Genomic DNA, 25320 nt, shown 5'->3' with positions numbered 1-25320 from the left:
ACAAATTGTATAGGAGGTAGATTTTCTACCTCTTTCTTTTTCCTTTCATTTGAATATGTAAAGGTTAAGGCAATCTATTCCATACCTCAACTACATCCTCACTAAACTCTATTATCTCTGCTTTTTTGAACCGATAACATTCATTGATGGATTGAATCCCTAAATCTCCTATGAAAGGAGTGGCATCGTTACCTAAAATTTTACCACTGCGGCAGATTATCAACCTGTCGATTAAATTACACTTTAATAGTTCTGTGATTAACACTCCTCCACCTTCGACTAATAATCTTGTTATACCAATTGCTGAAACAAGTTTTGATGCCATGTCTTTTAGGCAGACTTTGCCGATAACATCAGGTTCCGATGTCATTCCAGCGCGTGACGCTGGAATCCAGTTTTCATTATGCAATTGCTTGGTTGCAATTAAGTTTTCTGGATCCCAGTGTCTGGGCACTGGGATGACAGGAGAAGGCGTTGGAATGACAGGAGAGTGTGTTGGGGTAACGGAAGAGTGAGCTGGAATGACAGGAGGTTTGTGATTTGAATTGACTATCAAATAATTAATGTCTTTTATTTTTCTCTCTACTTCCTTATTTGTGATTACCCAAGTTATTACTTTATCTGCAGTCTTTGCAATATTGTGCTCTTCCTTCAATTTTGCTTGGCTATCTATAATTAGCCTTATTGGCGATCTACTTCCGAGTCCTGGTAATCTGCAAGTTAAGAGTGGATCGTCATTAATGAGGGTATTGCTGCCAATCATAACTGCATCATATTTTGCTCTAAGCTCATGCACCCAATTTCTTGTATCCTCACTTGTTATCCATTTGCTATCGCCTGTAAATGTTGCGATTTTTCCGTCAAGAGTTGTTGCAATTTTGCAAGCTATAAACGGTCTATGAAATTCTTTAGTGGTGAAAAAACCGACATTCAGTTCTTCTGCCTCTTTTTGCATAATACCTTGCTCAACTTCAATTCCTGCTTCTTTCAGAGCTTTAATGCCTCCACCTGAAACTCTACTATCTGGGTCAATAGTTGCAATTACTACCCTTTTTATTCCAGCTCTTATAATTCCTGCGGTGCAAGGTTCTGTAACTCCAAAGTGGCAACATGGCTCGAGCGTGATATACATAGTTGCATCTTGAGTTGAACCTTTCGCGTTTTGCAAAGCGACCACCTCTGCATGCGGACGTCCACCGATCCCTGTATATCCCTCACTAATAATTGTACCATCCTTTACAATAACACACCCGACAGCAGGATTTGGTGCAACATTTCCAAGACTTTTTTCTGCAAGCTTTAATGCAATTGACATGAAGTGATCATCTGTCATTAGAAAGAAGTCATTTCATAGGAGGTATCAAAAATTCTTCTGTGCTCGTGTATGGCAAATCTATCTGTCATACCTGAGATATAGTCACATATTATTACTGAACGCTGAGATTCACAAGCGAGTTTGCTCCACTCTGTGGGAAGTAATCCTGGGTTTTCATAAAAACATTGAAAAAGTTCCTGTATTATGCGTTTTGCTTTGTTCATCGTTCTACTCAGTTTATAGCTTCTGTATATTTTCTCCATGTTGAATCTTTTCATTTCTTTTGTAGCATTCGCAACTTCTGGTGAAAATGTGACTAGCATTTTATTTAGACTTCTTACGTCTTCTACGCTTTTTATTTTGTGATCTTCAATATTTCTTTCAGTCTGAGAAACAACATCACTTATCATAGTTCCTATAGTTCCACTCAGTGATTCATGTATGAGTTTGCTCTGAGGTAATTCTGAATATCTGCTCCTTATGTCTTTAAACATTTTTTCAATTAAAGGAACATTCAGCAAATCTTCGATGGTTACTAAATTTGCTCTGAGTGCATCATCAAGATCGTGAACACTGTAAGCAATATCATCGGCAATTGAAGCAACTTGCGCTTCAATGCTTGAAAATTCTTCAAGTTTTAGATCATATTTTTTGTTGTATTCTAGCAATAGCTGATTATTTGTGTGAGATACTGCATTCTGACCAAGTAAGGGACCGTTATGTTTTGCAACCCCTTCAATCACCTCCCAACTTAGATTCATACCATCAAAGTCAGCGTGTTTTTGTTCGAGGTAAGTTAAAATCCTTATAGCTTGAACATTATGATCAAACTCATACTTCTCGTTATCAAGATTCAAATCTTGAACTGATTTCTTTAGAGCATCTTCACCTGCATGACCAAATGGAGGATGACCAAGATCATGTGCGAGCGCTATGCATTCAGTGATATCCTCATTTAAGCCAAGTCTACGCGCAATGGACCTTGCAATTTGTGCAACTTCAAGGCTATGAGTAAGCCGAGTGCGATAGTAGTCGTGCTCATAATTGATAAAAACTTGTGTTTTGTACTCCAATTTTCTAAATGCATTAGAGTGAATGATACGGTCCCTATCACGCTGAAAGCAGCTGCGATTCTCATCTTCTGGCTCTTTGAAGTATCTCCCTTTTGTTTTGCTTGGAAAACATGCATAATTTAATAGAAAATTATTGTTTGACATGTAAAATTTCTACTATAATAAGTTATCAATAATAAACGGTGGTTACTATGTCAACAAATTACAACATCAACTTAACTGATAATGCACTAAAAAAAATCCACTCTCTTGCAGAGCAGGAAGGGGATAAGAGTTCCGTTTTACGGGTTGCAGTTTCAGGTGGTGGATGTTCTGGCTTCAAATACAATTTTCTTATGGATCAAATGAATAAAAATCTATCTTTGGATGATGAAGATGATGATTACGATGATGAGTTTGATGACGAAGACGAAGATGATGACTATGAAGAAAGCGAGGACTATAGAAGCCACTCCAGTTTTAGCGAAAAAGGCAAAGATATAGTAATTAATGATGAAAATGGCAATCCTGTATTAATGGTTGATAATTATTCAGCAAAATTTTTAAATAACTCAGTTATAGATTATACTGAGGATCTCAGTGGTTCTGGTTTTCAAATAAAGAATACCCTTGCTAAGTCTCAATGTGGTTGTGGTAACAGTTTTTCGGTTTAATTATTACCAAAATTTAGATGCCTTCTGGGTCTTTTAAACATGGGTGATAATGTAGCTCTAGGACTAACTTCTGTAGATAAAAGCTTCAAGGACAATTCTGCTGTTGTAAAAGACATCAACCTAAGTGTCACAAGAGGGCAAGTAGTAGCGCTGATTGGCAATTCAGGTGCAGGAAAAACAACTATATTGCAAATCGCAGGCTTGTTGGACAAGCCAACTTCAGGTATAGTTACGATAGATGGAATAAATTGCACACAAGCCAATAATAAGCATAAAACCCATGTAAGAAGAAATTTTCTTAGTTTTGTTTATCAATTTCACTATTTGTTACAAGAGTTATCGGTGTTGGAAAATATTATGCTTCCTCAACTCATTGCAGGAAAAAGCAAAGCTGAAGCAAAAAAAAATTCGCAAGCAATGTTGGAAAAATTTGGTCTGGAAAACAAAGCAAGTAGCATGGTATCTGAAGTTTCGGGTGGGGAAAGGCAGAGAGTTGCAATTGCAAGAAGCATTGTAAATTCTCCAAAGCTTTTACTTGCAGATGAGCCAACAGGAAATTTAGATCCAACAAATTCTTTTAACGTGTTTTTACTGCTACATTCATACGTAAAGGAAAATAACAGCTCTATGCTTATAGTAACGCACAATCATCTCCTTGCAGAAAAGGCAGACTGCATTTTCCAATTGAGAGATCGATCATTAGTGAAGTTGTGAATAGGAAAAATAGCACAATTTAAAACTACCTATGCCTTATACTTATCTAACCAATGATCATTAACAGAGTACAACTCGCATGAAACGCTTTCATTGCTTTTTATACACGGACTTTTTAACTTACGCTGTTTACTTAGGGAACACCCCGATAACATAAACACAGCTAAAACAAAAAATAATAGCTTTTTAAACATAACAAAACCCTTTTATTTATATTACTACACTCATTTCTCTTGTTTGTAAAGGTTAGGCATATTCTTTTACCCTTACCTCTTTTTTGACCTTTTGAGAAGAAATAGCTGCACTGTTTAAGCGCAGTTTTATATAACCATCTACGATTTGAGTCACTTCCTCTTCTTTATCCCTTAGAAAGTGATTAGTATCGTCTATTATATGGTATTTCATGTGATCACTTTTTACTGAATTTATTAACCTTTTTGCTAATTCTGTTACATCGCTTTCTTCTGAGATTGTATCGTTACTGCTTTGTATTATAAGCCCAGAAACTGGACAGGGAGAAAGAAAAGAAAAATCGTACTTAGTTACCGGAAGAGAAAGAGCAATAAAACCCACTATCTCAGGGCGACGCATTGTTAGCTGCATAGCCACCCATGCTCCAAAAGAAAAACCAGCGATCCAAATTGGAACGTTGCTAGGATTATGTTCCTGAAGCCAATCAATAGCTACCGCAGCGTCAGTTAATTCTCCTATACCCTTATCAAAAGTTCCGGTAGATTTTCCCACACCACGAAAGTTAATTTTCAATGCAGAGAAATTGTTATCGATAAAAGACGTATATATACCATGTACAATTTTACTACCCATATTACCACCATATTGAGGGTGATGATGTAAAACCAGCACAACCGGCGCGTTGGCATCTTTGCTTTGGTGGTATTCACCTTCTATCTTTCTTGTTGCATTATTCAAAAAAACTTCTACCACGGTAACTCCTAATAAAAACCTGCTTGACAGATATTGATGACATGAATTATTAATTATGTATTAATTTCGCTGTTTTTGCAATAAATTTTTTATCGTGTTAAAGCTAACGTACATAGTTATGGCTATAGTTGATGGTAAACTTATTTAAGTGACAGATGAGTCCATTCTCTTTAGAAAATAGTGGTTACGTATATGCTGATTACAATGCAACTGCTCCAATTAGTGAGAATGTAAAAAAAAGTATATTTGAGGTCTTGTTAAAACAAACGCTCAATCCATCATCACTACATAAAAGAGGACAAGAAGCGAGGAAGATTCTTCAGAATGCAAGAGATAACATACGTGATGCTCTTGGTGTTCCAAGTGATAAAGAAATAGTTTTTACCTCTGGTGCGACTGAAGCGAATAACCTTGTTATGAGAGGAATAGCAGGCTATCTGCATGTAATTTCAGCTATAGAGCATCCTTCAATTCTTAATTCTGCATGTAATCCATATATAATACCCGTTTATCTGGAGGGCATTGTTGACTTTTTAGAGCTAGAAAAAATTCTAAGCAAACTTAAAGGAAACAAAGCAATAGTTTCAGTTATGATGGCAAATAACGAAACCGGAGTTATTCAGCCTGTTAAGGAAATAGCTGAAATAGCACACAAATTTGGAGCAATTTGCCACACTGACACTGCTCAAAGTGTTGGGAAAATTAAAGTTAATATGGAAGATTTAGGAGTGGATTTACTCACTTTATCCGCCCATAAATTTGGCGGTGTAGCAGGCAGTGGAGTTTTAATATTCAATAAAGAACTTGCGATAGAACCTATTATAATAGGTGGTGGACAAGAGAAGGGATTTCGTGGTGGTACGGAAAATATTGTTGCGATTGCAGGCCTTTCTGCTGCACTGCAAAATATTCCAGACCTTCTATCAAAAATGGATGAAGTAAAGGAGCTACGTGATCAATTAGAGTGTGAATTATTAAATCTTGCCAGTGATATAAGAATCTTCGGTAAAAACTCTAAGAGGCTGCCAAACACAAGTTTTATTTATATGCCAGGAGTAAAGAGTGATGTGCAGCTCATGCATTTTGACTTGAATCATATTGCAGTTAGTAATGGTTCTGCATGTTCTTCTGGAAAAGTTGAGCCTTCCCATGTCTTGCTTGCAATGGGGGCAACAAAAGAGCAAGCAGAGTGTTCAATTAGAATCAGTATAGGTCCAGAAACTAAACCACAAGACATAAAAAAAATAGTGGATTGTTGGTATAATATCTACAAGAAGAACACCTTGGTATAGATAATACGTGGTATCATGCAGGGAGCTATAAATTAGATGTAAAAACTTACTTGACACCCTTCGCCAGCCCCCTTATCATAAAACTGAAGCTATTTATTTATCTTCGCAATCTCTGCAGTGGATTAATGACAAAAAACTTAATGTATTTGGCGTAAATCATGCTTAATCTTTTGCACTATGTGCACCTCATGTCTTTATAAAACTTTTAGGTTTCTACCTATACAAGCCGAAACGCGCTTATAAAGCGTTTAAGACAGTAAAAGACGTCAAATAGACAAGGGAGAATTTGAATACTAGCTACCCTGGGTTTTTTTTTGCCTTTTTTTCCGCTCAGTAAATTTCTTAACGTTTATAATTTAGGTTAGTCGCATTTAAAAGCAGCTAAATTGCAGCGTTTAGAATAAAAAACGCCAATATTTTGAAGTACATATAAATAACTAGGCAACCATGGGGCTTCTTTTGCCTTTTTTTTCATTTGGTAAATTTCTTAAATATTTATGACTAACATGAACTGGGCAGTGCGTGACGCTATCCAAGATGGTGTCATTCCAGTGCTTGACACTGGGCACTTTAGACAATGTTACAAAAATAATATCATAGAATTCAATAGGATAATTCCTGGTGTACAGTCCCAGAGTGTGATGGTATGATAAAATATGAGAAAACAATACCATCAAAGGAGGAATTATGGGACCATACACCTAGAGGCTGTATTACAAGAATTTTGGGCGAACTTAGTTATGTGTAATATATTATCGCTTCATATGTGTGATGCACAAGGGCCTTGGAACCCAGATCAAATTACTGAGTATCGTTTAAATTTTTCAGTTTTATTTGGTGTAATGAGGCAGAAACTCTATCAAGTACTTATTGCGCCAAAAAACTTTCAAGCCCTTTTTGATAGAGCAAGCATGCGTGCTAAAGTTAAAATTCGACCAGGGCAGCCACAATAAGGTAGATAAGCCCAAACGCCATCATGTTTTTAGGAGAGTTTGCTAATGGAGGCTCTTAAGTTGACGCCATTGGCTGAACGGATACCTCTTAACTTGACGCGTATGGTTAAATAAACCATACGCGTCAAGTTAAGAAAATAAAGGTATGAAGAAGATAGGATAAGAAGATATAAGTTCTCTCGGATATATTTTAGTGAGAGAACTAATGATGAATAAAATAACTTGCTTATCAAATTACCTAAACAAATTTTTCAATGAAAGAGCAAATGAAGTATCAATTGAAACAGGATTTATAAAAAGGAAGAGAAAATTGAGTGGTTCATCATTCATAAAAGCTATAATTTTGGGTAATATAGGAGTTGCAAACTGCAGCATAGATACAATGTGCCAATTATTAAACGAAGCATCTGTAATAATAACAAAACAGAGTCTAGATTTGAGGTTTACTGAAGAGGCAGTGGAATTTATGAAAAGGATGTATAATGAATCTATGGCTTTATTTAAAAATACCCTGCAAATTGATTGTAGAATCTTGCAGCAATTTAAAAGCGTTAAGTTATTGGATAGTAGCTATATTAGCCTGCCTAACAGTATGGAGAATATGTATAAAGGATATGGTACCAGCTACAGCGGCTATGAAAGTAATACCAAGTCCGGGATAAAGTTGCAATTAGTTTTCGACTACTTAAATCAGACATTTGATCAATTAAATATAACGGAGGGAATAAGGTCAGATCAAGGGTATAGGAAACATTTGAGTAATATATCAAGTAACGATTTGCTAATATCTGATCTTGGTTATTTTGTGCCAAGTTCTTTTAAACAGATTAAGGAAATAGGAGCTTATTTTATTAGTCGTTATAAATCTGATACCAATATATATGATATAGAAACAAATCAAAAAATGGAGTTACTGGAATGTTTAGAGGGTAAGCTATTTTTAGAAACTGAGGTATTATTGGGAAAAGAAGCAAAGATTAGAGTAAGAATTATATGTCAAAAGCTAACTGAAGAACAGTCTATAGCCAGGAGAAGGAAGGCTAATAGATTAGCAAAATCACATGGATATACATCTTCCAAAAGGAATCAAAAGTTATTGAATTGGTCAATATTTATAACTAATGTTCCAAAAAGTAAAATTAGTGCTGAACAAGTATTAACAATTTACCGAGTAAGATGGCAAATTGAATTATTATTTAAATTATATAAGAGCCATATAGGACTTGATAAACTAAAAGGAAAACCATATAGGGTATTATGTGAATTATATGCTAAATTGTGTGCAATTCTTATATTTCATGGAATAGTTGGTTGTACAGAACTAAAAAAGGGCACAGAACTTAGTTTAACAAAGGCATTTATTGAGCTTAAAAGGCGAGTTAGAGAGCTATTCTTAACATTAAATTGTGTAGTCAGTAAAGTACAAATTTTCCTCAAAAAACTCATCTCAACCTGGTCAAAATTCTCCTTAAAAGACAAATATAGAAAAACAAGAATATCAACTTTGAGTGCACTAAATTTGCTCATTTTTCCTTAATTTGACGCGTATGGTTGTAGATACTGTAGGTCTTGTAATTGCTGCTGAAGTACAAAGTGCAAGCATTCAGGATCGTGATGGTGCACCAAATCTTTTTGTTCAAGCCAAATGCAAAGCTCCAACATTACATAAGTTTTTTGCTGATCAAGGATACACAGGTAAATTGCAAAACCTCTGCTTATTGGAAACTGGATGTTTATTGACGATTACCAAGAAAATAGTTGATACAGGATTTCAGGTTATTCCCAAACGTTGGATTGTTGAGAGAACCTTTGCTTGGCTCTCCAATTTTAGACGTATGAGTAAGGATTATGAGCATTCTCCTCTCACTTCAAAAAACAACATCTTCTTTAATATGATCACTATTATGCTTCACAAATTAGCTCATTCTTGAGTTTGAAGACAGGCTCTTAGACCATTTTGATCAATTTTTTACTATTACTGAAGTAAGTAATAAAAAAAATAGAAGTGAATTAATGGATTCCGCAAGGGCATATAAGATAATAAGTAAAGAAGATCCAGACAAAATACAGGATTTTTTAGCTACTCAAACAAAAAGTTATTCATGTGAAATAATGTTACCTAAAATTAATAATTTTCTATCACAAGTTAAAGGTTCGGTTTAAATTAGTAGAGGTTAAATAAATATAGTTAAGTCTTTGCAATAGTGATTTTATCAATAATCTTAGTGTGTACTTGATTATCATTTTTTGTTTCAATTTCAGTGATAACATGGCACCTACCTGGCTCTTTTATGGCAATTTCTTTAAACCCTTTTCCAACTTTACTATAAAAATTAACATCCATTTCTTCATATTTATTCTTGTCTTTCACTCTACTTAACCCAACTTTAACATCAATATCTAGAATAAATGTAATATCTGGATATCTAACTCCAGCCAACCTGTGCAAATCTTCTATTAGTTTTAAATCAACTCCAAACCCATATCCTTGGTATGCAATGGTTGAATCAATAAACCGATCACAAATCACTATTTTCCCTTCTGCAAGAGCTGGTAATATTAATTTTTTCATATGTTCGTGCCTCATCGAGATAAGTAGCAAGAGTTCAGAAATAGGATCAATATTATTTGTTAACAACACTCCTCTTATCTTTTCTGCAAAATCAGTGCCACCTGGTTCTCGAGTCGACACTACATTATTTTCGCCGTGAATTTGCTTAAAATGATTTGCAAGTAGCTTAGATTGTGTTGTTTTACCAGAGCCGTCTATTCCTTCGAAAGTTATGAACATAAGTTTTATAATACTAAAAAAGAATATGCAAACAGTATACATAGAAACCGTTTGACATTTAAATAATAAGACCGTAAATTACATACGGTATAATAATAGTCTATGGTTGCTCTGAATACTCCTAAAGTCGATTTTAGTTTTACTGCAAAAGATTTTAATCTTTTGGGAGTAGATAATAAATGCTATACATTAAGTGACTGTTGTGGAAAAAACGGTCTTATTGTAATGTTTATATGCAATCACTGTCCTTACGTTCAGTCAATTATTAGCAATCTGGTAAGCGATGTTGATCAATTGAAAAAAGATTATCAGGTAAACACCGTTGCAATAATGTCAAATGATGTAAATGAATATCCAGAAGATTCCTTTGAAAATATGATTAATTTTGCCAAGGAAAATAAGTTTACATTTCCATATTTAATTGATAGTACACAGAAAATAGCTAAAGAATACGGGGCTGTTTGCACTCCTGACTTTTTTGGCTTTAATTCCAATTTAAACCTTTGCTATCGTGGACGTTTTAATGACACAAAAAAAGAAAAGGTTCAAAGCTATGAAGTAGGAAGTAGTGACTTATTTCAAGCTATGAAATTTATTGCAGAAACTGGTAATTCTCCAATTGACCAAAAATCAAGTATTGGCTGCTCAATTAAATGGTCTAATTCTACAGGTTAAATATCATGCACAGTGGCTCTCAGCATTTGTTTGATATTATAATTTTACTTTCTGCTGCTGTGTTTATAGTCATAGCGTTCTGGAAAATGAATATTAGTCCAGTGCTCGGTTACTTCGTTGCAGGTGCAGTTATTGGTTCTCATGGATTTAATCTGATACACTCAGCTGAAGCAATGGATAATCTTGCAGAATTTGGTGTAGTTTTCCTATTATTCATTATAGGCCTTGAATTGACATTTGAACGCCTGATCGCTATGCATATTCATGTATTTGGGTTCGGTTCTCTTCAAGTTATAGTTACCATGGTAGCAATATGGTGCATCGCTCTTGCTTTCGGAGTGAATACGAATATAGCAACAGTTATTGGTGGTGGGCTTGCGCTATCCTCAACAGCAATAGTGTTGCAGGTTCTGCAAGAAAAAGGTTCTCAAGCAAGTCAGGTTGGTAGGTTGTCAATAGCAGTACTATTAATGCAAGATTTTGCAGTGGTACCATTAATAGTATTGGTACCTTTACTTGCTGGCAATTCTGAGCACAGCCTGATAAGCTCATTGGCAGGTTCATTGGTGCAAGCAGCTGTTGCATTAGTGCTGATATTTATAACTGGTAGATTATTGCTTAGACCTTTATTTTCGGTTATTGCTAAAATGGAAAGTAATGAGGTCTTTATATCAACAACGCTTTTAATAGTATTAGGAGCAGCATTTATTACTGAGCAATTCCATTTATCGTTGGCATTAGGTGCATTTGTCGCTGGATTGTTAGTTGCAGAAACAGAATACAGACACTCAGTAGAACACGCAGTATTGCCATTTAAAGATTTGTTTCTTGGCTTATTTTTCATGACTGTTGGTATGTCTATCAATACCGAACTTTTACTCAATAAGTTACCACTAATTACTTTATTATCGATTATCCTTATCGTTTTAAAAACATCTATCATATATATATTGTGTAGATTTTTTGGGTTTAAGAGTGCACCTGCTATACAAGCTGGGTTACTGCTTTCACAAGGCGGTGAATTTGCGTTTATTTTATTTCGCTTAGCAGATGAGCTAAATGTGCTACCAAGTGAAATCGCTCAAGTACTTATGATGGTAACTACAGTAACCATGGCTTTCACTCCTCTTTTATCGGGACTTGGAGATTGGATAGCAAACTCATTTAGCACTGAGAAAACAATATTAGATGATGAAGCTGTTGAAACAGATACACAAGATCTTTATAACCATGTAATAGTTGCTGGATTTGGTAGAGTGGGATATATGGTAACAAAAATGCTTACTGCAGAGCATTTAAGTTACGTTGTTGTAGATATTCAATCAAAAATAGTCAAAGAAGGAAAAAGTGATAGTTTTCCTATATATCTTGGAGATGTTACAAGATGTGAAATTTTAAAATCAGTAGGAATAGAAAGAGCTCAAGCTCTCGTGATTTCAATAAAGAATGAAGTTACTATAAAAAAAGTTGTTTCCTTAGTTGCTGCAAATTTTCCGCATGTAAATATTGTAATACGCTTACCAGATCTGAGTAATGTGGAGGTTTATAGAGATCTAGGAGCTAGTAAAATTATTCCTGAAACATCTGAGATAGGATTGCAGCTAGGTGGAGCTGCACTGAGTCTCAGTGGTATTAGCGAAAGTGGAGTTACGTCTTTAAAAAGTAGATTTAGAAAAGGCAATTACAGTATGTTAAAAGACCTTGGTAGTGATAAAGATGAATGACTACTTCTCTAATTTTATGTACAGGAAACTTCAAGCTTTATTGAGGTTTTGTCTATAGTAAATTACGCACATAATCAACCAAGTTAAGGAAAGTGCAAACCAAGTGATTGCATATTCCAAATGCTTCATTGGCCGTATAGCTAATTTGCTGCCAAAATTGTTCGGCCACAATATACACTTCTCTAGCTTAATACCTAACTTATTGGAAATTTCTTCTGTACTCAGGGTAAACCATGTATTCGAAGCAGTATCGTTCTTGATAAACCAATTTTTGCTTTTATTGCTATCGCAATATAAAGTTCCATCTTCAACTACTTTTTCAATTTTTACTTTTTCCTCTTTTTTTTCTTTAACTATTCCTTTGTTCACTAACATATAATGTCCAGTAGCAATCAGCATAGGAGATAATACATAATAGCCGTGTTGCCCTGCAAAAACATATAGTTCTATGCCACTTAGAATCCCACCAATCTTGACATGCCTATAGTTAAATTTTTCAAGGTCGTTATTGGGCAACAGATGAACAACAGGAAGATTCATATTTTTGATAATATTATTCTTCCAGTTCAATCTGAATACTTGCCATAATCCTAATAAAAAAAGGAGCAAACAAGGTACAATTAAAATAAATACTATCTTTTTTAACACTCTATATTTGTGTTCTTAAATAGTTTTCAACACCCATTAGTTCAATAAGATCGATCTGCTTCTCAATCCAATGGAAGTGCTCTTCTTCATTTTTTAACATCTCTTCTAATAACATTACACTAACAAAATCTTTTTCTTTCTCAGCGATAGAAATCGTTTCTTTGATATCCTTAATACCTTTTCCCTCTAATTTCAAATTAGCTTCTAAGATTTTTTGTATTGTATCTTTTGTAAACTTTCCATCATACTTTGAGATTCCATTTGTATCTTGAAAATTTGGGACTCCTTTAAATAACAAAATTCTTTCTGCCAACTTGTTCGCATGTTCAAGTTCTTCGTTAAGCTCATTTTTTACCTTTTCTGCAAGTCTATTAATTCCATTGTTTTTGAGAACCGCAAAATGCAAAAGATACTGGCGTACAGAAGTCAGCTCATTGGTCAATAATTTGTTCAAATGTTTTACTATCTCTTCATTCATAATCTTCCCTGAGTTCAATTTATCAGCATAATTTATATGATAACGATAGTTATAGCAACTCATTTAATAGTTCCTTTGATAACAACCGTATTAAATAGCATGTCGTGGTATGTCTGTTTTTTCTTAGAGAAGCAAGCAACTAGATACCAATAGAGGGTGAGCAGCATTATAATTACTTTCAATGCACTCAAGACATTCACTAATACCTCCTGATCTTGCAAAAATTCAGTAAGGACAACTACTACACTGTTTAACAAAGGAAGAAAAAACTGGGAAGTGCTTCTGTCAAACGCTAAATTCAAGTCTATTTTAGAATTATCTAAATTGATAGTACATATATTCATTAACTGTTGACCTGGAGTTGCTTGGGCCTTTGAAGATACAAAATATGTGAAGTAACTACAATTTACACACATGTATGATAGATGTAAGATCAACGGAGAATCCTCTAATAGCAGTATAATTAATAAAGTTGGAATTAATAAAATTGCTACATCTATTAAATATGCGCAAAAGCGCCTTTGTATACTGGCAATCTCTGTAACAGTGGTCATTACCTATCTTCTAAATACTTTATTATAAAATCTGTAAGTTTATCAAAATGTTGAAAACATAACAAATCTTCATAACCGCTTATTGATTGACCGTATATAATAGGTAAACAATTGGCATTTTGTGCACACAGAACATCTGTGATGCTATCACCAACGAAAAACACATTTTCTCTATTTATAGGTAACGTACTCTCTTCTAGTGCAAATAGCAGTGGGGTTGCAGATGGTTTATCTTCTGCAGTATCGCATGACCCAACTACTCTTTCAAAGTAAGAATCTAGTTTAAAATAGGCAACTTCTTTACGTAAATTAGTATTTTTCTTATTACTTACTATTGCTAGATAAATATTGTGGCTTTTCAGTGTCTGCAACATTTTCTCTACTCCTTGATTCAGAGCAATGTTTTGCAATAGTGCATTATCTAAATATTGTTGATATATCTGATTTGCTTTTTTCCACTGATCGCCAAATAAATTGACCATATAGCTCTTTCTCGACTCATGGGAATTTCTATCGGCAGCTTTATTACTATACCCCATTGAGTTCACGGTATGCTTAATAGCATTAAAAATGTTATCTTGAGTGTCAACTAAGGTATTATCCCAATCGAATACTACTGCTAATTGACTATCCTTCATCTCTTATATGGTTATACATTTCAACTTAATAAGTAAATAGCATTTTAATAAAAAAAATATAAATAGAACGCTCTTGATAAACACTCTTTACCACAAGTTATGTTAACTGTTTTTTATATAATTAGCTAATATACTGGTTATATAATATGTTTTAATAGGTAGCAGGTATGGCGCAGATATCTAAAGAAAGTGTTGAAAAAAAGTTTAAAGATGTTTTTGACGTTCTCCAGGTGCTTTTCCAGAAGGCACCTCATTAGAAGAGAAGGTTAATTATATTGCAAAAGGAACCAAGGCTCTAAAAACGTGAATTCTGGATTAAAGGAGAATAGAAGAGGCAAGAAAACAGGGTAAACTCAGCAGTGATAAAAAAATAGATGAGGTTACCCATGGAAGATATAACAAAACTGTTTTGTTTGGTCGATGATTTTTGCAGAGATATAGAGAAAAATTTTGCAGATAAACTACTGCCAAATGGTAAAAACCCCACAAGAACAACGGAAATTGAGCACTCCGAAATCATGACAATAATCCTGCTATATCAACAATCTCCGTGTAAAACTTTCTATCTACATTACCTAACGTTGCTCTACAAATCAGAGTTTCCAAAGTTACCTTCATATACCAGGTTTGTTGCTCTAAAGCCTAGGGTTTTGTGGCATTTAGCAATGTTGTTGCATTGGCTTTGTGGACAGTCAGAAAACACTGGAATTTCATATATAGACACAACTCCCATTGCAGTTTGTCATGCAAAAAGAATATCCAAAAACAAAGTTTTTGCTGGAATTGCAAAATTAAGCAAGAGCACTTACGGCTGGTTTTTTGGTTTCAAATTACATATGGTAATCAATGAAAATGTTGAAATTCATGCACTTACGCTAACAAAAGGCAATGTTGATGATAGGATACCTGTGCCAAATCTGACGGAAAAATTAATCGGTCTTTTGTTTGGTGACAAAGGTTATATTGCAAAAGAGCTTTTTCAGAAGCTGTTTGACCGAGGTTTGAAACTTGTTACCAAGGTGAAAAAAGGTATGAAAAATACATTGATTTCGTTAAATGAGAAGATTTTACTGAGAAAAAGGTCTATCATTGAGACTGTTTTTGGTTACCTAAAAAATAGACTAGAAATTGAACACACTCGCCATAGATCCCCTGTTAATTTTTTGGTTCATATCTTTTCTACTCTCATTTCCTATTCCATCAAATCCACAAAGCCTTCTATTTCCTATACTTTCTTCCTTCCTTAATCCAGAATTCGCGTTTTTAGATTTATGGGTAATAGTAAGGTTCTGCGAGAGGCTGGCGGGGAAGGTCCGCTGGTCTACTCTCCTTTAGATGACCCAGAAAATATTCCGCTGACAAATAACCGTGCTGAGCAACAGATACGACACTACGTTGTTTATCGCAAAAATTCATATTTTACACAATCAAAGCGGGGAAACACATTCCTTGAGCGGATAATTTCATTATACTTAACATGGAAACAAAATGGGCTAAACCCTTTCCAAAATCTCCTATCTATTGTTTCTTAAACCACTCTGCTGAACGGATACCTTAAACAAAGAGGACAAAATCATACCGTCAAGCAATTTGTCTCGTAGTTTAAGTGTCAATAATTTGGCAGTACATTATCTATAAAATTTATACTCTTTACCTTGCAGAAGATTCACAATATTTCTGTGGTGTTTTAAAAAAATCAGTGCTCCTATAATTAGTAATGTTAAGAATAGATCCACTTTGAAAAAGAATGAAGTTATCACGGCTATTGTAATAGCAATTAATGAAGCAAGAGAAGAGTATCTAAAGATAAAAAATACCACTATCCAGGCAAATATAAATATCAAGGCGATTGGCATATTAAGTGCTATCAACACTCCCAGAGTTGTTGAAACTCCTTTGCCTCCTTTAAATTTTAGCCAAATAGGAAACATGTGCCCTAAAACTGCTAAAATTGCAGATACATATATATAAAAATCGTTATTATCACAAAATTGTTGTGCTATATAAACGGCGATGAATCCTTTTAAGGAATCCAGAAGTAATGCCAGAGCAGCAAGACATTTATTTCCTGTTCTTGCAACGTTTGTAGCGCCAATGTTTCCTGAACCTACTTCTCTTAAGTTTATCCCTTTTATTCTTGTAATGATTAAGCTAAACGGTATTGAACCTAATATGTAGGATAGTATAAGGATTACGTACCTCTCCATCATTCTAGCATCCTCTCTCTTGTCATCCCAGTGCGTGACACTGGGATCCAGCGAACTTTGTTCGCAAACGAATCTAGTAGATAAATATAAAATTTTACATTAAAACATAACACTATGGTGGAACTATATACAAAATAGATCCCAGTGTCAGCTACTCGGATGACAAGAGGGAATTTTGGGATGACAAGAAAGAGTTTTGGGATGACAAGAGGGAGTTTTGCTATGACAAGAAAATGGCACTGGAATGACACCATTAGTTGTACATGTTGCTTTAAAATATAAAGTTCGTACAATTGTGTGTCAGTTACTGGAATGACAAGAAGATGGTACTGAAATGACATCTGTTGTTGTACCTTCATATGCCAAAATTTAATTAATTTTATTATTCCTCAGCCTTTTTAGGTAGCACTGAACTTCATCGTTAATCTGATTGCTAAACAGTATAAGCGCTGTCATGTTGATCAAAGCTAAACAAGAGAACAAAGTTCCACCGATATTGGCAATAGCCATTATATCTTTAGAAAGACCAGAGAAAAACGCTACAATTATTACCGCTATGCGATATATCACTATACTTTTTGCACCGAATAAATATAGCCACCCCATTTCACAACAATATACAAATGAAATTACCGAAGAAAATGCAAATAAAGGTGCAGCTATGGTTAAAAGTATAGGAAACCATGAAGAAACAGTTTCAAATGCCTTTTGAGTAATTAATATCCCTTCACCAACACTAGTCTGGTATGCACCTGTTATTACTATCGTTATTCCTGTTAAACAGCAAATTAACATTGTGTCAAAGCATGGTTCTATCATAGCGACTAGTCCAGTTCTTACTGGTTCTTCATCTTTAGTTGTTGCATGAGTAATTGAAGCAGAACCAACACCCGCTTCGCTGGCAAAGATTGCCCTTTGAATTCCAGCAACAAATGCTCCTACCATCCCTCCGCCAACAGCATTGAAATCTATCATAGTGGAAAATAATATTTTCAACGTATAACCAAGGTTATGAATATTAAATGCAATAATAATAATACAACTAAAGATATATATAAGTGACATAATAGGCACTAGTGCAGAAGATACTCTAGCTATCCTTTTAATTCCGCCAATAATCACTAGAGCAAGCAGCGCAGAGATTATGGAAGAAAGAAACCAAGAGTGACCATCTACCCAACTTGAATAGCCAGATAATATTGAAACCATTTGGTTGGTTTGAAACGCTACACTTCCACCAAGACCTGATAATACAAAGAATACTGCATATATTGCAGCTAAAACAATACCAAGTTTTTTAAATCCAAATTCCTCCAGACCATTCCTTATATACTGAAAGGGACCACTAAACAATTGCTCCTGATCTTCTGTTCTATGTCTAAATGCTAAAGTCACTTCGGCAAATTTTGCTGACATACCAAAAAAACCTGTAATCATCATCCAAGGCACCGCTCCTGGCCCTCCTATTGAAACTGCAATTGCGACTCCAACAACAGTTCCAAGGCCTACTGTGCTTGAAAGTGCAGTCATAAATGCCTGAAAATGCGTAATATGACCATCATGATGATTCGTGTCATATTTTCCACATAAAATAGCAAATGCATGCTTAAACATTCTTATGTTAAGAAATCCAAAACGTAATGTTAGAAACACATAACCAAAAGCTAGTAGAAAGATTATAAATGGCACGTAAAGGATTTTGAAAAACAGCACTTCATTCATGAAGTTATTTATTCCATTCAACACAGCATCATAACTTTCATAAAAACCTGAAGCAGCGTACACATCATTAAACAATAGGCAAAATAACACCATACAAAGTAATCTATAAATCATGTTAATACCCTTTAGAATTGTAATAAGAATCTATTGTATTCAAAACTTCCCTTCTTAGTAGATATATTGCAACAGCATTTGGAATCATAAGGCACATGAACAAACTGTCGCCTAGGTAAGATATAAATTCTATATTTTTTGACATACAACTAATATACACTGAAACCACTATAAGAATTTGGAACGGTATCAGTATTTTTTTATTACCAAATAAATACAGCAGAGCAACTTCACAGTAGTAACAATAAGCTATTATTGTAGAAAATGCAAAGGAAAACATCATTAGCGGAAAAACTAACTTGCTGAACAAGGGTAAAACTGTTGAAAATACCGAACTAATTAGTGTAATATCACCCACGTTATCAGTGCTATGCATACCAGTAATAATTACCACGATACCAGTCAAAAATGAGATTAATATTGTGTCTATAAGTGGTGCAATCATTGCAACGCATCCAACTTTAATTGGATCTTCTTCTTTTACAGCTGAATGTGCTATAGCTGCTGTTCCGGTACCTGCTTCGTTAGCAAACACTGATCTTCTCACTCCTGCTATTAATCCGCTCAATACTCCGCCTCCTATAGCTGATTTATTGAAGATGTCTTGGAATATTATGGATAGAGCATTCAGCAAATTACTTCTGTTTACATAAATTAAATATATACACATACCCATATATAGCACTATCATAATTGGTGCTAAGCTCGTTGAAACGAAAGCAATGCGCTTTATTCCTCCCAATATTACAATAAAGACAAGCAGGGATATAATAATAGATGCGTTGTATTCGAAGAGGTTATTTGACAATGCTGCTATCTGATTCGCTTGAAATGGTATACCGCCCAAAATCATTGCAATAAGTAGCATAATCGCATAAGTAAAGGCAAGAAATCTACCAGTTTTTACAAATCCAATTTTTGCAAGCCCGTACTTCATGTAATAAAAAGCCCCGCCAGTTGCATTTTCAGAGCGATAGGTGAATGCAAGCACCACCTCGGCAAACTTTATCGACATACCAAGTATTCCGGTAATTACCATCCAAAAAACTGCACTTGGGCCCCCTATTGTGATAGCTATTGCAACTCCTGATATTGTTCCAAGACCAACTGTTCCTGAAATTACTGTTGCAAACGCTTGAATATGAGTGATTATGCCATTGTTATTGTTATTACACTTTAGATTGAATAGCGTCTGTATTCCATGCTTGAACAATCTAAAGTTAGTGAATTTGAATTGGATGGTACAAAAAACCCCAGTTGCAATTACCCAAATAATTATAAATGGAATGTTGAATATCTTTATGTACAGAAATGAATTTAACAGTTCACTTATTTTTACAATCATGCTGCTCACTACTTTTTATTATAACTTATAGCTAACGAGCTTTATACGAGTAATATATATAAAGCCCAGTGCTTACTGGAATAGTAAGTACATACACTACACCTAAAATTGGTAGCGTCATCCAGGGCTTACTGATAAAAAATATAATAAGTACTCCAAAAAATGACACAAATATATAGGATAGGCTTTTGGGAACATAAATATATTTTGCAGAGAAAGTTGGAATGTGACTTATCGAAAAAAATGAAATGGCCAGAAAGTAACAAGCTACGTTTCTTGTGTTAAAAAATCGCTCTATGAGAAGTAAGTATTCACTCTCATGAGATTGAAAGGTAATAATTATTGGTAACAAAGAAAGTAAAGCACACACTGGAGCTGGAACACCAGAAAAGAAAAATTTTTCCCAGTGTGATTGTTCTGAGTGTAGCGAAACATTAAATCTTGCAAGTCTTATTGATATGCAGATTACGTATATCATTACTAAAATCCAACCTATGACTTTGATTTCGTTTAGCTTCCAAAAATACAAAAGAAATGCAGGCGCTGCACCAAAATTTAGAAAATCTGCAAAAGAATCAAGCTGGGCTCCAAAATCGCTAGTTGATTTTAGAATTCTAGCTATTCTGCCATCCATTCCATCTATTATTGCTGCAATGATGATAAAAATTACTGAGAATTCCCATTGTTCATTAAATGTAAATTTAAGTGAAGTGAGACCAGAACATAAACCCAATAAAGTTATAAAGTTTGGGAATAATTTAGTAATAGGTAAGAATCTACTGTTACTTCCATCGTTATTCATATAACGTCAAAAGTAAGCTTCTCTTGAACGTTTTCCTTATTTAAGTTTGCTATAATTGTTTCACCACCAATAACAGTTTGCCCTTCTGAAACTCTGACTTCTATATCAGCAGGAACATAAATATTCACTCTACTACCAAATCTTATAATTCCAAACCTTTCACCTGCTTTCACATTCTGGGATACTCCTAAATTACAAACGATACGACGTGCAATTAATCCAGCTATTTGCTCCACAATAATTTCTTTTCCCTTTTCGTATTCAATCACAATAACCTGCTTTTCATTTTCATTACTAGACCTATTGCTCATTGCGGATACAAACTTGCCTTTTTTATAATTCATTTCCTTTATCGTACCAGATATTGGTATACGGTTCACATGGACGTTCAAAACACTTAAAAATATGCTAACAAGCGTGAACTTCTTCTCTTCTCCATTTTCTGCAGATAAAGGATAATTAACTTCTTCAATTTTTGAAATCACACCATCAGCAGGACTTAATATAAGATCCTTATTGTTTGGCACAGCTCTTGCTGGATCGCGAAAGAAATAAGTACAAAATAATGTCGGAAACAAGCACGTAACACCAAACCCCCAAGATATAGAGAATGCTATACACGTTACTATAAAGGCAACGACTATAAATAAATAACCTTCCCTGTTTATATTAGGTAAACTAAAACACATAATCTTATTCACAATAACCTATTGTTAACAATTTATCATTTATAATTTCTCATGAAAAGCTTTTTTTAACTGCTTCAGCAAAGTCCTCTTGATACAAGGTAACATTACAGATTAGCACACATAGAGTTAACGTCATACTGTAACAACCCATCCAACACAAACTAAGTTTAGATCAGAACACTGATTCTTCTAAAAGTTGCTCACTATCCTCGTCTATTATAATAGAATTATCATGATTTCTGAGTAAATCTCTGATTTTCATTTCTATTTCATTTGCGACTTCTTTGTTTGTTTTTAGGTAAGTTTTTACATTCTCTCTTCCTTGTCCAAGACGTGTGTTGTTATATGAATAGTAAGCACCTGCTTTTTCAAGCACACCAAGCTTTGCTCCCATATCTATTATTTCTCCGAGTTTTGATATACCTTCATTGTACATTATATCAAATTTCGCTTCTCTAAATGGAGGAGCAACTTTATTTTTTACAACTTTAACTCTTGTTTCATTGCCTGTAATATTTTCTTTGTCTTTTATTACACCAACTTTTCTTATGTCAAGCCTTACAGAAGTATAGAATTTTAATGCATTTCCACCCGTGGTAGTTTCAGGATTCCCATACACTACTCCTATTTTCATACGAATTTGATTAATAAATATCAATATACAGTTCGCTTTTGAAACGGCAGAGGTTAGCTTTCGTAGCCCGTGACTTAGAAGCCTTGCTTGCAGCCCCATATGTTGATCACCCATATCACCTTCAATTTCAGCTCTTGGAGTTAACGCTGCAACAGAGTCAATAACTATCACATCAACCGCACCAGAACACACTAAGTACTCAACAATGTGTAATGCTTGTTCCCCAGTGTCTGGTTGCGAAATTACTAAATCATCAGTGCTTACCCCAAGTTTACGAGCATATAAGACATCCAATGCATGTTCTGCATCGATAAATGCGCATGATCCTCCTTTTTTTTGTGCTTCAGCAATCACGTGCAAGGCAAGAGTGGTTTTACCAGAACTCTCGGGACCAAATATTTCAATTATACGTCCTTTTGGCAAACCTCCAACACCTAGAGCCGAATCAAGCGCAATTGATCCTGTGGATATTGTGTCTATTTTCTCTACAGGGTTTTGCTTCAACTTCATTATTGCACCTTTACCAAATGCTTTTTCAATCTGGCTTATTGCGTTATCTAATGCTTTTTGCTTATCATTATTTCTTTCTTCTGAGTTGTTTGCCATGGATCATTTATTAACTTGTATAACTTCCATGATAATCGAACGTGAACAACCTGCCAAGGGTTTTTTAATAACGAAGAACGTTATCGTAGAAAAATTAGTTACCTAAATTATATTAAGATAGAAAGTTAGATAGACTCTGCAGTGCGATACAAAATAACGATAGAATACAATGGTAGTAGTTTCTCTGGCTGGCAGAAGCAGCAACATTCTGCTAATTCAATCCAGGAAGCCATAGAAAATGCTATATTTAATTTTAGTGGTGAGAAAGTTACTTTGTACTGCGGTGGCAGGACTGATGCAGGGGTTCATGCTTTAGGACAAATTGCTCATTTTGATATGGAAAAGGAATTTGAGCTTTATAGAATAAGAAACGCAATAAATTATCATTTAAAATCAATTCCCATAGTCGTGCTTAATGCAGAAGTTGTAGATGATGCGTTTCACGCACGGTTTTCAGCAAAAAAAAGATATTACGAATACAGAATAGTTAATCGCTATGCTCCTGCCGCTCTGGATACAGGTTATGTATGGCAAGTGTTTAACCCACTTGATGTAAATATTATGCGTGAAGCTGCTAAACATCTACTTGGAAAACATGACTTTTCAAGTTTTCGTTCAAAAGATTGTCAAGCCGCAAATCCGATGAGAACAATTGATGATATCGATATAATACAAAATGGGAATCATATACACATCAAAATATCTGCTATTTCCTTTTTACATAACCAAGTGAGGATCATTGTGGGTACTTTAGTTGAATTTGGAAAAAATAGAACCAATCCGCAAGAAATGCTAAATATATTAAGCCAATGCAAAAGAAATGCAGCTGGAGTTACTGCACCACCTTTTGGCTTATATTTGGTAAAGATAGATTACTAATTTAATAAAAAGTAACGTTCTTAGAGCCTGTCTTCAAACTAAGTAGAAAGGAGTTAAGAAGTGTGTTATAAGATATATTTTAAATGTACCCAAGCGATATAAGTGACAAAGAATGGAAGATAATAGAGCTATATTTTGAACCTAAAAAGACCGGTAGACCAAGAAAACATAGTATTAGAACAATTATTAACGCAATCCGCTATATGATGAGAACAGGATGTCAATGGAGACAACTGCCTAAAGATTTTCCACCATGGAAAACAGTGTATAGTTGTAATTAGCGATTGAAAAAAAGTGGAATATGGCAAGAGATTCATGATTTTCTAGTTAAAAAAGTAAGAGAGATAATTGGTAAGAATGAAACTCCATCAGTGGGAATAATAGATAGCCAATCAGTAAAAACTACTCAAAAAGGGGATCCAGAGGATATGATGCTGGCAAGAAAGTAAAGGGTAGAAAGCGCCACATCGTTGTAGATACTGTAGGTCTTGTAATTGCTGCTGAAGTACAAAGTGCAAGCATTCAGGATCGTGATGGTGCACTAAATCTTTTTGTTCAAGCCAAATGCAAAGCTCCAACATTACATAAGTTTTTTGCTGATCAAGGATACACAGGTAAATTGCAAAACCGCTGCTTATTGGAAACTGGATGTTTATTGACGATTACCAAGAAAATAGTTGATACAGGATTTCAGGTTATTCCCAAACGTTGGATTGTTGAGAGAACCTTTGCTTGGCTCTCCAATTTTAGACGTATGAGTAAGGATTATGAGCATTCTCCTCTCACTTCAAAAAACAACATCTTTTTTAATATGATCACTATTATGCTTCACAAATTAGCTCATTCTTGAGTTTGAAGACAGGCTCTAAAAGGTTTACCACATTTTTGCTCTATGATTATCTTTTTAGATCACCTTGTCTACCTTATTCTGCCACTCCGCTGAACGGATACAAAATCATTTCCGATAGACATAGAAACCGACGAAAACTTTTTGGTTTAAGATTTAATTTGATTGCTGCTATCCACAATTTTGAGCTCCTTATATGAATTTTGAAAGAAGTCTATTAATGCCTATTTTGCCTAAACTGAAGCGTCTTTTCCAATTTTTTCTAGCATCAACTCAGCAGCTTTTTGTTCAGTAATCTTTTTACTAGAAGCGCATGCAGAAACTTTACCATAATCTTCTATGCAAACTGATATAGTAAATTCAGGATTGTGCGCTGGTCCAGTTTGTTTTACAAGCTCATACTCTGGTAAAGGCAATTTGTTTTTCTGAGTCCACTCTTGCAGTGAGGTTTTAGGATCTTGAGGGGGGTCAAGCGTGCCTTTAGCTAGCTTTTCCCAATATTGGGTAATAAATTTTTCAACATTTTCAAGTCCGCCATCAATATAAATTGCACCTATTAGTGCTTCAAGCGAGTTTTCTAAATTTTTTAGATTACATCTCCCTCCATTGCAGCGTTCACTATTATTCATGATGATAAAGCTGCCTAATTTTATTTCTTTAGCAACATTAGCAATGGTGTTGCCACAAACTAAAACCGTCTTTCTTTTTGCCAATGCTCCTTCTTTTTCTTCAGGAAATAGTTTAAACAGTATGGCAGATACGACCATATTCAAAACACTATCGCCCAAAAATTCTAGTCTTTCGTAGCTTACAATCTGGTTTTTGCTATTCCTTTTATTTACGCTTGGGTGAGTTAGTGCCTCTTCTAATATTGCATAATTTGTAAATTTATAATCAATGATCTTAGATATTGCATCATTCAAACTCTTCATACCCATTATTTAAAAGAAAAGCACTTTCTACCACCTTTATACCAGAGAATTAGTTTTATTTTATTAAAATAATACCACCAACTTCCAAAA

Annotated in this window: 28 protein-coding genes and 3 pseudogenes; 16 read left to right on the top strand and 15 right to left on the bottom strand. The window is 34.6% G+C overall.

The genetic code is table 11. The annotated features are described in order from the left end of the window. Positions 1 to 64: 64 nt before the first annotated feature. A complete protein-coding gene (ribD, locus tag ACFELZ_RS08405; protein ID WP_375316144.1) occupies positions 65 to 1333 on the bottom strand; it encodes a bifunctional diaminohydroxyphosphoribosylaminopyrimidine deaminase/5-amino-6-(5-phosphoribosylamino)uracil reductase RibD in 1269 nt (422 codons plus the stop codon). After that, positions 1333 to 2532 (bottom strand): deoxyguanosinetriphosphate triphosphohydrolase, encoded by a 1200-nt coding sequence (locus ACFELZ_RS08400; RefSeq protein ID WP_375316143.1) that lies wholly within the window; start codon positions 2530 to 2532, stop codon positions 1333 to 1335. The genes ribD and ACFELZ_RS08400 overlap by 1 nt, the downstream gene beginning before the upstream one ends. 47 nt (positions 2533 to 2579) lie before the next feature. Here ACFELZ_RS08400 and ACFELZ_RS08395 point away from each other — a divergent pair, with 47 nt between their 5' ends. Then, the gene (locus ACFELZ_RS08395; protein WP_375316142.1) at positions 2580 to 3041 is read left to right on the top strand and encodes a HesB/IscA family protein; all 462 of its coding nucleotides are present in this window, start codon (positions 2580 to 2582) and stop codon (positions 3039 to 3041) included. Between the two features lie 39 nt (positions 3042 to 3080). Further along, positions 3081 to 3755, top strand: a complete 675-nt coding sequence (locus tag ACFELZ_RS08390; protein WP_375316141.1) for an ABC transporter ATP-binding protein — start codon at positions 3081 to 3083, stop codon at positions 3753 to 3755. A gap of 246 nt (positions 3756 to 4001) precedes the next feature. Here the strand turns inward: ACFELZ_RS08390 and ACFELZ_RS08385 are convergent, their stop codons facing one another. Continuing rightward, positions 4002 to 4700, bottom strand: a complete 699-nt coding sequence (locus tag ACFELZ_RS08385; RefSeq protein WP_264687881.1) for an alpha/beta hydrolase — start codon at positions 4698 to 4700, stop codon at positions 4002 to 4004. Positions 4701 to 4855: 155 nt separating this feature from the next. Between ACFELZ_RS08385 and ACFELZ_RS08380 the strand changes: the two genes are divergently transcribed. The 5 genes and pseudogenes from ACFELZ_RS08380 to ACFELZ_RS08360 all read left to right on the top strand — a co-directional run bounded on the left by ACFELZ_RS08380 (position 4856) and on the right by ACFELZ_RS08360 (position 9108). Further along, the gene (locus tag ACFELZ_RS08380; protein WP_375316140.1) at positions 4856 to 5992 is read left to right on the top strand and encodes a cysteine desulfurase family protein; all 1137 of its coding nucleotides are present in this window, start codon (positions 4856 to 4858) and stop codon (positions 5990 to 5992) included. A 698-nt stretch (positions 5993 to 6690) separates the two neighbouring features. After that, positions 6691 to 6991: pseudogene (locus ACFELZ_RS08375) on the top strand (IS4 family transposase); the annotation flags it as partial. A gap of 162 nt (positions 6992 to 7153) precedes the next feature. Continuing rightward, on the top strand, positions 7154 to 8482 hold the full coding sequence (locus ACFELZ_RS08370; RefSeq protein ID WP_375315862.1) for an IS4 family transposase: 1329 nt from the start codon (positions 7154 to 7156) through the stop codon (positions 8480 to 8482). 10 nt (positions 8483 to 8492) lie between these two features. Beyond that, entirely contained in the window at positions 8493 to 8876 is a 384-nt protein-coding gene (locus tag ACFELZ_RS08365; RefSeq protein ID WP_375316665.1) for a transposase, read from the top strand. An 82-nt stretch (positions 8877 to 8958) separates the two neighbouring features. Further along, complete coding sequence (locus ACFELZ_RS08360) at positions 8959 to 9108, top strand: hypothetical protein (RefSeq protein ID WP_375316139.1); 150 nt, start codon at positions 8959 to 8961, stop codon at positions 9106 to 9108. A gap of 25 nt (positions 9109 to 9133) precedes the next feature. Here ACFELZ_RS08360 and tmk read toward each other — a convergent pair whose 3' ends face one another. Continuing rightward, entirely contained in the window at positions 9134 to 9736 is a 603-nt protein-coding gene (gene tmk, locus ACFELZ_RS08355; RefSeq protein WP_375316138.1) for a dTMP kinase, read from the bottom strand. 102 nt (positions 9737 to 9838) lie between these two features. Here tmk and ACFELZ_RS08350 point away from each other — a divergent pair, with 102 nt between their 5' ends. Together ACFELZ_RS08350 and ACFELZ_RS08345 are read left to right on the top strand one after the other, a co-directional pair. Beyond that, on the top strand, positions 9839 to 10411 hold the full coding sequence (locus tag ACFELZ_RS08350; protein WP_375316137.1) for a thioredoxin family protein: 573 nt from the start codon (positions 9839 to 9841) through the stop codon (positions 10409 to 10411). Positions 10412 to 10416: 5 nt separating this feature from the next. Further along, entirely contained in the window at positions 10417 to 12135 is a 1719-nt protein-coding gene (locus tag ACFELZ_RS08345; RefSeq protein WP_375316136.1) for a monovalent cation:proton antiporter-2 (CPA2) family protein, read from the top strand. Positions 12136 to 12165: 30 nt separating this feature from the next. Here the strand turns inward: ACFELZ_RS08345 and ACFELZ_RS08340 are convergent, their stop codons facing one another. The 4 genes from ACFELZ_RS08340 to ACFELZ_RS08325 are packed head-to-tail and all read right to left on the bottom strand — an operon-like array spanning position 12166 to position 14453. After that, positions 12166 to 12783 carry an SURF1 family protein gene (locus ACFELZ_RS08340; protein ID WP_375316135.1) on the bottom strand — a complete coding sequence of 206 codons (618 nt, stop codon included), beginning with the start codon at positions 12781 to 12783 and terminating at the stop codon, positions 12166 to 12168. A gap of 1 nt (position 12784) precedes the next feature. Further along, on the bottom strand, positions 12785 to 13261 hold the full coding sequence (gene bfr, locus ACFELZ_RS08335; protein WP_253302250.1) for a bacterioferritin: 477 nt from the start codon (positions 13259 to 13261) through the stop codon (positions 12785 to 12787). Between the two features lie 59 nt (positions 13262 to 13320). Further along, positions 13321 to 13815, bottom strand: coding sequence for an RDD family protein (locus ACFELZ_RS08330; protein ID WP_375316134.1), 495 nt, complete (start codon positions 13813 to 13815; stop codon positions 13321 to 13323). After that, complete coding sequence (locus ACFELZ_RS08325; RefSeq protein ID WP_375316133.1) at positions 13815 to 14453, bottom strand: HAD family hydrolase; 639 nt, start codon at positions 14451 to 14453, stop codon at positions 13815 to 13817. Before ACFELZ_RS08325 ends, ACFELZ_RS08330 begins: the two co-directional genes overlap by 1 nt. A gap of 386 nt (positions 14454 to 14839) precedes the next feature. On the opposite strand from ACFELZ_RS08325, the gene ACFELZ_RS08320 reads away from it, so the two are divergent. Beyond that, a complete protein-coding gene (locus ACFELZ_RS08320; RefSeq protein ID WP_375315786.1) occupies positions 14840 to 15700 on the top strand; it encodes an IS982 family transposase in 861 nt (286 codons plus the stop codon). An 81-nt stretch (positions 15701 to 15781) separates the two neighbouring features. Continuing rightward, positions 15782 to 15985, top strand: a pseudogene (locus tag ACFELZ_RS08315) (IS66 family transposase); the annotation flags it as partial. 96 nt (positions 15986 to 16081) lie between these two features. Here ACFELZ_RS08315 and plsY read toward each other — a convergent pair. The 6 genes from plsY to recA form a co-directional block, all read right to left on the bottom strand. After that, positions 16082 to 16660: a glycerol-3-phosphate 1-O-acyltransferase PlsY gene (gene plsY, locus ACFELZ_RS08310; protein WP_375316132.1), complete on the bottom strand. Its 579-nt coding sequence runs from the start codon at positions 16658 to 16660 to the stop codon at positions 16082 to 16084. Between the two features lie 369 nt (positions 16661 to 17029). Next, a complete protein-coding gene (locus ACFELZ_RS08305) occupies positions 17030 to 18496 on the bottom strand; it encodes an alanine/glycine:cation symporter family protein (RefSeq protein ID WP_375316131.1) in 1467 nt (488 codons plus the stop codon). Between the two features lies 1 nt (position 18497). Further along, the gene (locus ACFELZ_RS08300) at positions 18498 to 19841 is read right to left on the bottom strand and encodes an alanine/glycine:cation symporter family protein (protein WP_375316708.1); all 1344 of its coding nucleotides are present in this window, start codon (positions 19839 to 19841) and stop codon (positions 18498 to 18500) included. Between the two features lie 31 nt (positions 19842 to 19872). Continuing rightward, the gene (locus ACFELZ_RS08295; protein ID WP_182183504.1) at positions 19873 to 20643 is read right to left on the bottom strand and encodes a CDP-alcohol phosphatidyltransferase family protein; all 771 of its coding nucleotides are present in this window, start codon (positions 20641 to 20643) and stop codon (positions 19873 to 19875) included. Further along, positions 20640 to 21332, bottom strand: coding sequence for a phosphatidylserine decarboxylase (locus ACFELZ_RS08290; protein ID WP_375316707.1), 693 nt, complete (start codon positions 21330 to 21332; stop codon positions 20640 to 20642). The genes ACFELZ_RS08295 and ACFELZ_RS08290 overlap by 4 nt, the downstream gene beginning before the upstream one ends. Before the next feature lie 172 nt (positions 21333 to 21504). Then, a complete protein-coding gene (gene recA, locus ACFELZ_RS08285) occupies positions 21505 to 22572 on the bottom strand; it encodes a recombinase RecA (RefSeq protein WP_264687864.1) in 1068 nt (355 codons plus the stop codon). A 141-nt stretch (positions 22573 to 22713) separates the two neighbouring features. Here recA and truA point away from each other — a divergent pair, with 141 nt between their 5' ends. From truA to ACFELZ_RS08260, 5 genes and pseudogenes are all read left to right on the top strand, one after another. Further along, positions 22714 to 23451: a tRNA pseudouridine(38-40) synthase TruA gene (gene truA, locus ACFELZ_RS08280; protein ID WP_375316130.1), complete on the top strand. Its 738-nt coding sequence runs from the start codon at positions 22714 to 22716 to the stop codon at positions 23449 to 23451. A gap of 83 nt (positions 23452 to 23534) precedes the next feature. Then, positions 23535 to 23732, top strand: a complete 198-nt coding sequence (locus ACFELZ_RS08275) for a transposase (protein WP_375315805.1) — start codon at positions 23535 to 23537, stop codon at positions 23730 to 23732. A 3-nt stretch (positions 23733 to 23735) separates the two neighbouring features. Continuing rightward, entirely contained in the window at positions 23736 to 23900 is a 165-nt protein-coding gene (locus ACFELZ_RS08270; RefSeq protein ID WP_375315781.1) for a hypothetical protein, read from the top strand. Continuing rightward, entirely contained in the window at positions 23843 to 24301 is a 459-nt protein-coding gene (locus ACFELZ_RS08265) for a transposase (protein ID WP_375316701.1), read from the top strand. The genes ACFELZ_RS08270 and ACFELZ_RS08265 overlap by 58 nt, the downstream gene beginning before the upstream one ends. A gap of 89 nt (positions 24302 to 24390) precedes the next feature. Beyond that, positions 24391 to 24498 (top strand): annotated as a pseudogene (locus ACFELZ_RS08260) (IS5/IS1182 family transposase); the annotation flags it as partial. A 33-nt stretch (positions 24499 to 24531) separates the two neighbouring features. On the opposite strand, the gene rnc reads toward ACFELZ_RS08260, so the two are convergent. Then, positions 24532 to 25230 carry a ribonuclease III gene (gene rnc, locus ACFELZ_RS08255; RefSeq protein WP_375316706.1) on the bottom strand — a complete coding sequence of 233 codons (699 nt, stop codon included), beginning with the start codon at positions 25228 to 25230 and terminating at the stop codon, positions 24532 to 24534. Between the last annotated feature and the right edge of the window lie 90 nt (positions 25231 to 25320).

Source organism: Wolbachia endosymbiont (group A) of Colletes cunicularius (genome assembly GCF_964264715.1).
Classification (GTDB): Bacteria; Pseudomonadota; Alphaproteobacteria; order Rickettsiales; family Anaplasmataceae; genus Wolbachia.
Note: the sequence above shows the minus strand (reverse complement) of the source record. Positions and strands in the feature narration are given on the sequence as shown.